The organism is Romboutsia lituseburensis DSM 797, from assembly GCF_900103615.1.
In the GTDB taxonomy this organism is placed as follows: domain Bacteria; phylum Bacillota; class Clostridia; order Peptostreptococcales; family Peptostreptococcaceae; genus Romboutsia_F; species Romboutsia_F lituseburensis.
On record NZ_FNGW01000002.1, the window covers coordinates 56,909 to 69,846 of the forward strand.

A 12,938-nucleotide genomic window follows, 5' to 3' on the forward strand; every position below is an offset into this window, starting at 1 on the left:
ATTTTTACTCCTTTATTTTTAAACCTTCTACTATATTAAGTTTTTCTATTTTTTTCTTAGATACATATGTCGCTAATATACACATGACTATAGCAATTATAGTAAATTCAATTGCTTCTAAAATAGGAAGCTTTATTGGAATTGTATTATTAGATCCAAAACCATGCTTATACATCTCGTTTGCTATAATTAAAAAGTTAAAATTGTTATACCCGCCTATTACAATCGCAATTACACTACTTGTTAATGCATAAATAAGTGATTCTTTAAGTATCATAATTTTTATTTGTTTTATACCCATTCCTAAAGCTCTAAGAGTTGCAAATTCATTCATTCTTATTAAGAAATTAGTTTTAATTGTTATAAATATGTTTAATCCTGCTATTAACAATAAAAATGAAACTTCTATAAGTGTTGTTTGCATAAGTTCTTTCATTCCGTCTTCTACTTTTTTCTCTCTTGCAAATCTACTATCAATTGTTTTAAAAGAGTCTTTTTCGTTGAACATATTACTTAGTTTTTTATTTATATTAGAACTTTTATCAGTTTGTGATTTTACAAATATTTCATTATATGTATTTTTCCCTGTATAATTCGTTACTTCTTTTTGTGGAACTATAACGTCTAAATTATCTTCTACTACATCAGATCCTTTTAGACTCCATGTTGTATTCAAAAAAGCAGATACTCTTATTTTAGAATTTTTGTACTCTATAATATTTTTCTCATTTAAAACAGGTACTTTAACTTCAATGATATCACCTATTTTTAATCCTTTTATAGCTTCTTTATATCTATACTCTTTCGGACAATAGTAGTAGTTAAAAACCATAGCATTAGGATATTGTCCTACTTTATTGCTTGACAATGGGATAGTCCCTTTATCGATAAATTCTTTAAATGAATTAAGTTGTTTATCATCATAACCCTTAATTTTCATAGAACATTCTATAACTTTATATTTATCTGAAAATCCATATTTCTCCTTGTATGCTTTTTGTAAGCTTTCTGGATTCATGTTAATAAATCCGTTAGAGTAAACTTTAGTATTAATATCTTTAACACCATCTATTTTTAATATTTGTTCTATATCTTTATCTGTGTACCCTACAAAGTTTTCATCAGTATTGTATATATCATATTTTAGATTTAAACTATCTTGAGGAATGCTAACAATTTTAGGATCCATATATTTAAATGGATTATTTCTAGCTTTAGACATATCATTAATAAATAATATCCCCCCCATACTTATTGCTAAAATAGAGACTATAGCTTTTACTTTATTTCTCCATACATTTTTATATGCCATCTCTCCACTAATTCCAAAAATTTTTCTAATCCACTTATGATAAAATCTATTTTTTTGTTTTCCACTGGATTTATCTACTTTTCGTAATGCATTTATTGGAGAAATTTTTCCTGCTGAATATATTTGTATAGCACTTGATATAAATACGGTAAATACCCCTACCTTTATAGCTAATAATATATTATTAAAGCTTATGTATAATATTACTTTATTAAAGTCCATAAACAGATAGTTATAAATTTTAATTCCTATATATGAAAATACTATTCCTAATAAAATCCCTAATACAGTTCCGATTATTAACACAATAAAACTTTGAAAAGCTATAATCATTCGTATATGTTTTTTTGAAGCGCCTATTGTTTTTAGCATTCCTATCTGATTTATCATTTCGGTTAATGATATATTAAAAATATTATATATTAAAAAAATAGCTGTTATAATAACAAGAATTTCTGTATGGTCTACACTTTGTGTACTACTATTGTATTGGTCTAGTGCAATAACTAAAAGAGAATTTTCAGAAATAAAAGATTCATCTGTTGTATAGGTTGATTTATACATTTTATCGAACTCATTTGCTTTATTGGTAGCCCCGCTATGATCTGATTTTAAAGTTAAAACTCCATCATAAGTTATAAGATTATCTGGAATTAAATTTGATTTTCCTTCTTCAAAATAAGTAAATGCCCTTAAATTATACGGTTCATCATACACTTTACTCGGTCTCTCAACAATACCAACTAATTTAAATTTATGTTCTTTCATAAAAACTTGATTTATATTATTTTTATCTTTATATTCTTTTTTGATTTTAAATTTTAAATCTTGATTTAAATCTGTAGATAACCCCATTCTTTCTATAGATTTTTCTTCTAAAGCTATTTCCCCTTCTTTCTGAGGTAATCTTCCTTTTTTTAAGCTATACATATTTTGATTTAAATAATTTTCATTTGAAGCATTCAACTCTATCAAAGCTCCATTTTCATCTAGTATTTCACCTAGGTCTGCTGATTCTGATGAATTTTTAAATGCTTTATCATTTTCTAATTTACTTGCAACGTCTTTATTTACGTTGTTAAATGTTATATCATATGATCCGTGTGTTTTATATATACTTTCAAGTTGGTTTTTACTTTGACTTTCCCTTATTACATTAAACCCAAATACTAACATAACAGCCAGAGTAATTCCTATTATTAGTGCAGTAGTTCTACTTTTTTGCTTTTTTAAGTATGCTATTGCTAATATTAAAGATTGTTTCATATTTAACTCTCCTTGTGTAAAAATATGCATTTCAATTAAATTTTAAATAATTAATATCAATCTTTTAGTTTAATTATTTTAATAAAATTTTACCATCACTAATAGTTATAATATTATCTGCACTCTTAGCTATTTCATCATTGTGAGTTATCATAACCAAAGTCTGTTTGTACTCATCTACACAAAATTTTAATATATCCATAACTTCTTTAGTCGTTTTACTATCTAAGTTTCCTGTTGGCTCATCTGCAAATATTATTGAGGGTTTATTTGCTAATGCTCTAGCAATTGCTACCCTTTGCTGTTGCCCACCTGATAATTCATTAGGAAATTTTTTTATTTGAGATTCTAGGCCTAATTTTTTTATAATATCATCAATATAATTTTTATCTATTTTATCATTAGCTATTGATACAGGTAAAACTATATTTTCATACACATTTACTACTGGTATTAAATTAAAACTTTGAAAAACAAATCCAAACTCTTTAACTCTAATTTTAGATAGTTTGTCATCACTTAATTTATATATGTCTTTGTCGTCTAAATACACATTTCCTTCAGTAGGCTTATCAAGCCCTGCCATACAATGTAGTAGTGTACTTTTTCCACTACCACTTTCACCTACTATTGCACTAAATTTTTCACTCTCTATTTCTAAAGTTATTCCATCAATAGCTTTAACTGCGCTTTCTCCTTTTCCATATATCTTTTTTATATTATCAACTTTTAAAATTTTTTTCATTTTACAATTCTCCTCTATATTTTATTTACAATATATGCTAATTTTCATTTATTCCATCAATTATATTTATCTTGTCTATTGATTTTGCTTTCATATACCCTACTAAAAAAGCAAATAAAACTATTATTGCTGTAAATATAATTGATTCTTTTGGAGGCATATATATTGATTTTATTTTTATATCCATCCCAAAATGGTCTATCATTGTTTCTTTAATGTATTTAATATATTTAAAATCCTTTATTGCAATAACAATAATAGCAACTAAACTTCCTAGTAATGCATATGTTATAGACTCCAAAACTACTAATTTTTTAAGAGACTTTTTATTTAACCCTATTGCTCTTAATATAGAGAACTCTTTTATATTATTATTTATATTTAAACTAATAGTAATATACATGTTAAATAACGCTGAAATAAACACCAATAAGGATATTATCATAGTATAGTCAATTTTAAATTCCCTCTTATGTTCTTGTCCATTATAAACATGTAAATATTTATTATTTTCCTTTACATTATCTAAAAGTTTATCTACACTTTTGTAACTTTCTTTTTTAGCATTAAAAAATACTTTTTGATTGTAAAATCCATTAGTTATTTTGCTAAAATTATCAAAAGTCATAACTACTCTAGGTCCAAAAAGATTTGTTTCATAATTCAGATTATAGTCATGACCTAAAATAGCACTAACTCTACATTTATAATCTTTATGATAATAGTTGCCATCATCACCTGTAGTTATTACTTTAAAACTAAGTATATCTCCTAACTTCAAATCTTTTATAACAGGCTTATAACATGAATCCTTCATATAATAAAAATTATTAGATATAGCAACATTTATATAGTCATTATTTGAATTATTTAAACTTTTAATATCCCCTTCTTTTACAAACTCACTTAATTTATTTACATCTTTCATACCCTCAATTGGTGAATTAACATCTTGTGTATTTAAGCTATTCTCTTTATCTCCAAACTCATCCATATAAATTTTACTTAATCTATCATTATTTACTATTAAATTTTGTCTAGCATAACTATCTATTCTTAAATCTGTTACTCCATCTATATTTTTAATATTTGAAATATCTTTATCACTTACCTTTTTTATACTTTCGTTAGTATTAAAATATGGTCTTATAATATAGTTGTATTTACTAGGTGAGTAAAATGATTGTTTATCTACTTGCTCATTAATATAATCTAAATTAGTAGCAATCCTTTGTATAACCATAATCCCACTAAAAGCTATCACTATTACAGATATTAACGTTTTTGTTTTTTTCCTAAATAAATTATTTTTTAAAAGAGCTTTAGTAATTTTACTATTATATTTTATTTTGTATTTTATTTTATCTGTAGCATTTATAATATCTATTGGGTATTTTCTTAGTGATTTTAAAACAGGAATAAGTACTGTAATTAATAGTATAAATAAAACTATAATTAAAGCTTTAAGTACAATAAAGTATGGAATATTTAATTTAACTTTACTAAAATCACTTATATCAAACATATTTAAGGTTATAATTGTACACATAGCATATCTTGCAAATATAATAGAACTTATAAACCCTATAATTGAACCTATTGCAAATAATATAGCTATTTGAATTAAATAAAACTTAATTACTTTTTTATTAGACATTCCAATAACTCTTAAACTACCTATTTGTGTTGTAAGTTTTGTAAGAATTATGTTAAAGAAATTAACTATTGTAAATGCTGCTATAATTATAATAAATATTTTTGATTGTACTTCATTGTTATTTTGCTGGTCTTTAAATAGTCTCAGAGTTGCATCTAGGTATTCATTACTAGATATACCGCTTCTAGTATCTTGTCTAATATCTACACTACTATCTAGTTTTGGATTATAATCTTCTCTTAGCTTTGAAAATTTTGCATCTAAATTCTCTGGATTAACTCCTTTTAAATTAAATACTATATTATATTTTTGTAAATCTTTAGGTATTGAGCCTTCATCAGTTTTAACAAATGTAAAAAGGTCTGCTCCTCCAATTGCTTCCACATTTCCAGTTGTATAGTATTTTTCTTCTTTTGCTATAGTTCCAACTACTTTATATTTATTTTTTTTGCTATAAATTTTTTCTTCCCCATTTACTTTGTATTCTATTTTATTTATAGAATCAATACTTTTATTTAATATATTTTTTTCACTAGATTTTTCAAATATTGTTTTATCTACAACTATTTCACCATTGTTTTTTGGAAGTCTTCCCGATACAAGTTTATAGTTAAATGCTTTTAAGTAATTTTCATTGTATGTATAAAGCTTAGATGTTAGTCCATCTTTTGGAATAATCTGACCCAAGTCTTCAACTGGGTTTACGTTGTAGACTCCATCTATTTTTTTAAGTTTTTCAATATTTTCTTTACTATTAGTTCTTAATGTTCCATCGTAGTACCCCGCTATATCTCTAGCCATGTCTATTTGATTTAGTTGTATGCTATTTGAACCAATATCAACTCCTAAAATAAGGGCTATTGCAACAACTATACAAGCTATTATTGAAACAGATTGTTTTTTATTTTTCATTAAATACTTTAATGCTAATTTAAACTCAAACATATTTTTTTTATTCCTCCTTATGCCAAAAAATGAGAGCGCCCTCTTGTATTTAAAAGATAACACTCTCATTTTTTTGAATCAATATAACCAGCACAAGTGGTATTTTTTTTGTTCCAACTAGCATATTTTTAATCTATTGGAATATAGATATTTATTATAAATTTATTTTTATCACTTATAATTTCTAACTCTGAATTGTATTTATCTAAAGAAGATTTGGCACTTTTTAATCCTATTCCATGTAAAAATTTATCTTTTTTAGTTGTAACTATTTTTTTATCTTTCATTTCAAGTTTACTATTTTTACTATTTTCACACTTTATAACATAATAAGATTTAACTACTGTTCCTCTAATACTTATATATCTATTATTTTCAACTTTTTTACAAGCTTCTATAGCATTATCTATAATATTAGAGAAAATAGATGATATATCTATCATTTCTATAAAACTGCATTTTGAAAAATTTATATCACAAGTTAGTTCTATATTTTCTTTTTTACACACAGAGTTTTTTTCATTTAAAATTATATCCAGTATCATATTGTTAGTGGTGAAAGTATTTTTATACTCTTTTAATTGGTCATTAATACTATCTATATATTTATTTACATCTTCATTTTGAAGTTCTTTAATACATGCCATGTGATTGTTTATATCATGATATAATTGTCTTACTTTCATTTGAGATTCTTGAATACTTAAGTAGTGATTATACTGCATGTCTAATTTATCATTTAAAGATTTCATTTCAGATTCATCTTTCATCTTTTTAATTATATTATTTATTATAAAAATCAAAAATATATTACAAAATACTATAGCTATTATAACTGAATTTTTTGTAAATCCTATAAAGGATCCAAAATTTAAATTTATATAAGTATTCTTATCTATATAAGTATTTATTTTATTTTTTATTATAAAATTATATATTTCTTCTATATGTCTATTTGATTTTATTAAGCATAATATACACACTATATTTGTAACTACTGTAAATCCAATATAAATATAGTACTTAACATTTAAATTAGATTTTACAATTTTGTCAAAATATTTAAATAGTAAAATTAATATAATAGTTAAAGGTATAGAGTTATAAAGTACACCACTTATGGGAGTATAATTCTTTATAATACCATTCATTAGTCCACAATAATACAAATACTGTATTGTATCTTTTAGTATCCAATATCCAAATGTAAAACACATTCCCAAAATAAAAGCATCTTTTGATGAAATTTCAAATATTTTTTTGATTAGTAATATAAGTAATATCCCTCTATAAATAAGGTATTCTTGGGCATAATCAAAAGATGGAGTTATGACTATAAATATAGCTAAAATAAATATCAATATATAGTCTAATTTTTTAGTGCTATTTTTTCTATCATGTATTTTATTAATCATTAAACAAGATACAATTATATAAATAATAATATTTATTTTATAAATTGTTTCTAATATTAAACGTTCATTCATTATAAAACACTCCCAAGATGACTTAAAAATCTAGCTTTAGTGTCTTTAAATTTATATCGGCTTATAGGCACTTCTTCTTTGTTTTCTAAAATAGCTACGTATTGTTTTATATTTTTAATAAAATCTATATTGACCATGAAGCTCTTGTGACATCTATAAAAATTGTATTTACTAAGTTCATTTTCCATTTTTGACATACTAGAATTTATAATATAGTCTTTATTTATAGTGTGTATTGTCATTTCTCTCTTTTGAATTTCTATATAAGTAATATCAGAAATTTTAAGTTTATAAGCATCATTTTTTTCATTTATAGCTATATAACTACTCTTATTTCTATTTACTTCTTTAACACATGAAATAATATGTTTTTTAAGATTTTCTAACTTTATAGGTTTTAAAAGGTATCTATATGCCCTCACTTCGTACCCCTCTTGAATATATTCTATTAGTGATGTCGTAAATATGATTTCTACTTCTTTTTTATCTATTTGCCTAATTCTTTTGGCTACTTCCATTCCATTTAACTCATCCATGTGTATATCTAGTAAAAATATATCTATATTTTGTGGATAATTTTTAAAAAGTGCTTCCCCTGAATTAAAAAATAATATTTCATATTTGTTGCTTATTTGATTTAATATTTGCTCTAAATATTGTTTTAATATTTTTTGTTGTTCTATCTCATCTTCACATATTGCTATTTTTAACATATTAATCTCCATTTAGTTTATCGTTACATTTTTATCCATATTATACCATATTGTGTAGATTTAATTTAATAATGTTTCTTGCCTCAAGTCAATCTACTTAGTCAATTTCTTTTATATTTTAAATACATAATTTTGTAAACATAAAAAAACAAGCTTTTATGCTTGTTTTTTAATTATATAATACTAATCAGTTTTAATTATTCTAATAGCTATTTTTAGCTATTTTTAAGCACTTCTTTAAGTTTTTCTAATGCTGGAATTAATATACATCCTATAGTAAAAAATATTATGTTAAATGTTGTTATTGTCATAGGTGGATTATATACTTCTAGGGATGTAGGACCCATTATAACTGCATATATAGAACCTGTCATTAAACCTATAATGCAATATATTGTTTGAGATCTAAACTTCCTTAATAAGTGTCTTACTATTCTAATTGCTATTATAATTCCAATTAGAATTCCACTTGAAAATATAATTATAGCTGGCAAATATTCTAAATTTAGTTTAAGTACTTGTTTTACAGCATTAAGGATTGGTACGTACATTCCAAATATTAATAGTATAGTAGAACCTGATATTCCTGGTAATACCATTGCTGATATAGCTATCATCCCTGATATAAATATATATATCATAAGAATAAAACTCAACTTATCATACTTAATAGAAAAACTTTGACCACCACTAGTAATTGGGTTCATATAAGTTATAGTTACAACTATAATTATTCCAATTATTAAGAATATAATATTCCTTTTATTATTTCCTAGTGTATTTATTTCTGATTTAATTATTAACGGTATAGATGCTATTATAAATCCTAAAAACAATGAACTTATATCATATATATTTTTTTCAAATATAGATGTTATAAATAATACTGATATTATAAACCCTATCATCCATCCTATACCTATATTAGATATAAATTTTAATGCACTTTTTCTTCCTTCATTTTTTCCAGATGTTAAATTGTGTAGTGCATTCACAAAATCATCATAAAAGCCTAATATAAATGCTATTGTACCGCCTGATACACCTGGTACACTATCAGCTATTGCCATACAAAATCCTCTAATGTAATTTAATCTAATCACTGTTTTCTCCCGTTAGTTCATTTTTATATACTTTATTTTTCACTATACATTATTCTAAATATTCTTTAATTATATATACTGGTCTATTTTTTGTTTCTGTGAATGTTTTAGCTATATATTGACCTAATATCCCTATAAAAAGTAATTGTAATCCAGAAATAAATAATAGAATACATACTATTGTTGGAAAACCTGCAACTGGTTCACCAAACATAATTGTTTTTATTATTACAAATATCATATATAGAAATGATAGTAAACAGAATAATATTCCCATGATAGATGATGTTATAAGTGGTATATTTGAGAATGAAATTATTCCATTTATTGCATACTTGAATAGTTTCATAAAGTTCCATTTAGACTCCCCACTATTTCTGCTTTGGACTTGATATTCCATATAATAAGTGTCAAATCCTACCCAAGAAAATATCCCTTTTGAGAATCTACATTTCTCTGGTAATTGAATAATCGCATCAACCACACTTCTTCTTAAAGTCCTAAAATCACTTGCTGATTTTACAAATTCCACTTCTGAGATACGATTAATTAGATTGTAGAAAATATTTTTAAAGAATGTTAACATCTTATCTTCTTTACGTATTTGTTGATATGCTGCAACGGCATCATACTGAGGATTATTATCTAAAAATTTAATCATTTGTATTAAGTATTTAGGATCTTGCTGTAAGTCTGCATCTATTATACTTACATACTCTCCAGTACTTTTCTTCAGACCTGCTAATAATGCTGCCTCTTTTCCAAAGTTTCTTGAAAAATTGATTATCTTAACATTATTTTTATTTTTATTATAAATTTTTTTTAATTCCTGCATAGTATTATCATGACTTCCATCATTTATAAATATTAGTTCTGTATTATCAAAATTTTTACCAAATACTCCCTCTACAGCATTATAGAACGGCTCTATGTTATTCTCTTCGTTAAAGCATGGTACTACTAAAGATATATACATATTCTCCCCCCTTATTTCTTAAAAACTATAAACTTACTCATTACATAATTTAATACTAAAATAATAACTTGTACTTTTATTTTACCTAAAAATTCATTTTCTCCATTAATAACAACTAATAAGTATACTCCATAAACTTCTATTAACATCGTAAATAGTCTTGCACTTATAAATTTTATACCTTCTGAAAACAATGTTTTAAATGTATTGTCTTTAGAATCAAATACAAATATTTTATTAGTAAAATATGCAAATATTATTGCAACTACTATTGAAGTAATATTGCTTATATTTATACTGAAATCTAGTAACTTATACATAGCTGTATAAGTTACTAGATTTACTAATGTTGTACATCCTCCGATGAATATGTACATTATAATTTCTCTATATTTTTTTATCATTAATTTTATTTTATTCATTATTCAAATCTCACAAATATCTTATTATTTATAATTTTTATTGATCCATCATTTGGATATTTATCCATTTGTTCTATATATTTTTGATATTTTTTGTATTCTTCACTGTCTTTCTCTATTTGAGTAAATGAATATCCAAAATAATTTTGTACAGTTGCGTACCTAGATTTAAAATATATATTTAATGGTGCATTATTTCCACCATACTTAAAAGGTGTATTTTCCCATATTGAGTTGTTAAATGTTTTATCATTAATATCACTTCCTGCAAAGTAAATATTCATATCTTGTTTATACCCTTGTGTAGATTTAACTCTAGTTAATAAAGTTTGATAATAATTTTCTAACTGCCTGTTACTATAATATAGTAAACGATAATTTCCATTAGTTTGCCACGTGTAGTTTAATGTAGATATCAACACTATAGCTGTTGTGAAAATTGTTAAAACTTTACTTAATTTAAATTTATTAGGTACTATATTTTTGACTTTTAATGTATTGTCATTATCTAAATTTTCTACCAAAATAATTGTTAGATAAAAAATACAAACGAATGCCATTTGCATTAAAGTGTATACATACCCATCTGGAGCCATTACTACTATAAAATTAATTGCTATTGGCAATAATAATATAAATAATAATAGTAATATAGATTTAAGTATTGATTTATTATTTAATATATTATTTTTTATTAGTAATATTAGTGAAATGAAATTTATTATATATAAACCTATAAATGAAAATTGTATTGTTTTTGTTGCACTTATTGACTTATAATCCATAAATGTTATTCTTAATATTGACTTAAATATTTCCTTTATTTGTTGTGGAATTAAATTAATATCTATTTTTCCCATTTCATTTATCCCTTGATATGAACCCAACTCTATATTATCTATATATAAAATATATTTTAAGAATATACGGTATAATACATATCCAGCAGCTAAAGAAAATAAAAATTTAAATCCAGTTAGTATTATTTCTTTCCATGTAGTTTTTGAATCAATACACATCTTTATTAATATTAGTACAAATATAGATGCACATAATGGATAATATGCCTGATATATACCTAAAGAAAAAGAAAATAAAAGCGATCCAATTATAAATCCGAAAATTTTATATTCTTTTACTAATAAACTCCCAAAAACAACAAAGAGTATTGCCAATGCATAATATCCAACAGTATATGAGAAAAACATGGCACTTGCTATAGGTGGAAAAGCCACTGTTATACCTCCTATTAAAGCACATAACCATTTATTTTTTATTTTAAATATCTTAACTATTATACAAGATGTAACTGCTAATATAAGTATAGCTATCATTCCATTAAATATAGGTATATTATAATTTCCCCATATTTTTTCTATAAAATCTCCAAATTTACTTAAAAACCATCTCCCACTAATAGTTCCCGCTCCATATCCATCTGGTGTAGATGTTATATTATCATAATTATTTAAATTATTTGTAAAAAAGTATAAATATGATAACAATCCGAAAAATAATGATGAAATAAAACAGTATATTGTATTTTTACTTTTAATAAAATTCTTAACTTCATACATAAATTCTTTTGTCATTTTATCTTATAAATACAATTATGTATTTTCTCCCTTCTATAATTTGTATTTGTTCTATTAATTTTTACTGTATTTAATTTTGTATAGTTCTAATTCACTACCCCTAATATTTTATGTGAAAAATTTCATATATACCTCCAAATAAATTCTCTTCGTAAAGCATTATACACTAAAGATAGTGTCGTTTTTTGTATAATCCTGCTATTTTTTATATAAAATAAAAAAGTATCATCATAAAATATACTAGTTTAAATAAAGGTGTTGCTTATTTATCCCTAAAAAATCAAACTTTTTCAATATTTTTTCTTTATTATAATATCATCTAACTATCTTTATATTTTAGATATAAAATAATACATAGATTGTATATTACTGAATTTTATTAATTAAAAATAAAAATGCAAAGTACCTCCCCTAATGAGATTAGCACTTTGCATTTTTTTTTATATAACTATTATATTAAATTTCATTTTTAGGTCTTAGATCTGATTGACTTAAATGTTTTTTTATAATATATGATGTTCCATCTTTTTTGAATTCAGCTTCATATGAATAACCATACTTATCTATTTCATAAAAGTCTAATATCTTAACAGCATCTCCTGCCTTTAAAGATATATTTTTAGTATAAGTGTCACTTCCATCTACATGTACCTTTATTCTTCTATCTTTAGCAAGGTATGCTATATCATTTATTTCAAATTCTCTTTTTATCATTTG

10 protein-coding genes are annotated in these 12,938 nt (G+C 23.8%); all 10 read right to left on the bottom strand.

The features are described from left to right. Positions 1-4: 4 nt before the first annotated feature. Positions 5-2,578 carry an ABC transporter permease gene (locus BLP75_RS03500; RefSeq protein WP_170827929.1) on the bottom strand — a complete coding sequence of 858 codons (2,574 nt, stop codon included), beginning with the start codon at positions 2,576-2,578 and terminating at the stop codon, positions 5-7. 73 nt (positions 2,579-2,651) lie between these two features. Further along, complete coding sequence (locus BLP75_RS03505; RefSeq protein ID WP_092722959.1) at positions 2,652-3,323, bottom strand: ABC transporter ATP-binding protein; 672 nt, start codon at positions 3,321-3,323, stop codon at positions 2,652-2,654. 37 nt (positions 3,324-3,360) lie between these two features. Next, entirely contained in the window at positions 3,361-5,925 is a 2,565-nt protein-coding gene (locus tag BLP75_RS03510) for an ABC transporter permease (RefSeq protein WP_170139143.1), read from the bottom strand. 128 nt (positions 5,926-6,053) lie between these two features. Beyond that, on the bottom strand, positions 6,054-7,412 hold the full coding sequence (locus BLP75_RS03515; protein ID WP_092722963.1) for a sensor histidine kinase: 1,359 nt from the start codon (positions 7,410-7,412) through the stop codon (positions 6,054-6,056). After that, a complete protein-coding gene (locus BLP75_RS03520) occupies positions 7,412-8,125 on the bottom strand; it encodes a LytR/AlgR family response regulator transcription factor (protein WP_092722965.1) in 714 nt (237 codons plus the stop codon). The genes BLP75_RS03515 and BLP75_RS03520 overlap by 1 nt, the downstream gene beginning before the upstream one ends. 215 nt (positions 8,126-8,340) lie before the next feature. After that, positions 8,341-9,228 (bottom strand): DUF368 domain-containing protein, encoded by an 888-nt coding sequence (locus BLP75_RS03525; protein WP_092722967.1) that lies wholly within the window; start codon positions 9,226-9,228, stop codon positions 8,341-8,343. 49 nt (positions 9,229-9,277) lie between these two features. Further along, the gene (locus BLP75_RS03530; protein WP_092722969.1) at positions 9,278-10,204 is read right to left on the bottom strand and encodes a glycosyltransferase family 2 protein; all 927 of its coding nucleotides are present in this window, start codon (positions 10,202-10,204) and stop codon (positions 9,278-9,280) included. An 11-nt stretch (positions 10,205-10,215) separates the two neighbouring features. After that, entirely contained in the window at positions 10,216-10,626 is a 411-nt protein-coding gene (locus tag BLP75_RS03535) for a GtrA family protein (protein WP_092722971.1), read from the bottom strand. Continuing rightward, positions 10,626-12,218 (bottom strand): glucosyltransferase domain-containing protein, encoded by a 1,593-nt coding sequence (locus BLP75_RS03540; RefSeq protein ID WP_092722973.1) that lies wholly within the window; start codon positions 12,216-12,218, stop codon positions 10,626-10,628. Before BLP75_RS03540 ends, BLP75_RS03535 begins: the two co-directional genes overlap by 1 nt. 459 nt (positions 12,219-12,677) lie before the next feature. Then, positions 12,678-12,935: a hypothetical protein gene (locus BLP75_RS03545; protein WP_092722975.1), complete on the bottom strand. Its 258-nt coding sequence runs from the start codon at positions 12,933-12,935 to the stop codon at positions 12,678-12,680. Positions 12,936-12,938 lie beyond the last annotated feature (3 nt).

What these genes read in the sequence shown, in the direction of transcription:
- BLP75_RS03540 (WP_092722973.1), bottom strand. Translation starts at nt 12,218, where the DNA reads ATGACAAAAGAATTTATGTATGAAGTTAAGAATTTTATTAAAAGTAAA.
- BLP75_RS03515 (WP_092722963.1), bottom strand. Translation starts at nt 7,412, where the DNA reads ATGAATGAACGTTTAATATTAGAAACAATTTATAAAATAAATATTATT.
- BLP75_RS03500 (WP_170827929.1), bottom strand. Translation starts at nt 2,578, where the DNA reads ATGAAACAATCTTTAATATTAGCAATAGCATACTTAAAAAAGCAAAAA.
- BLP75_RS03520 (WP_092722965.1), bottom strand. Translation starts at nt 8,125, where the DNA reads ATGTTAAAAATAGCAATATGTGAAGATGAGATAGAACAACAAAAAATA.
- BLP75_RS03530 (WP_092722969.1), bottom strand. Translation starts at nt 10,204, where the DNA reads ATGTATATATCTTTAGTAGTACCATGCTTTAACGAAGAGAATAACATA.
- BLP75_RS03510 (WP_170139143.1), bottom strand. Translation starts at nt 5,925, where the DNA reads ATGTTTGAGTTTAAATTAGCATTAAAGTATTTAATGAAAAATAAAAAA.
- BLP75_RS03505 (WP_092722959.1), bottom strand. Translation starts at nt 3,323, where the DNA reads ATGAAAAAAATTTTAAAAGTTGATAATATAAAAAAGATATATGGAAAA.
- BLP75_RS03545 (WP_092722975.1), bottom strand. Translation starts at nt 12,935, where the DNA reads ATGATAAAAAGAGAATTTGAAATAAATGATATAGCATACCTTGCTAAA.
- BLP75_RS03535 (WP_092722971.1), bottom strand. Translation starts at nt 10,626, where the DNA reads ATGAATAAAATAAAATTAATGATAAAAAAATATAGAGAAATTATAATG.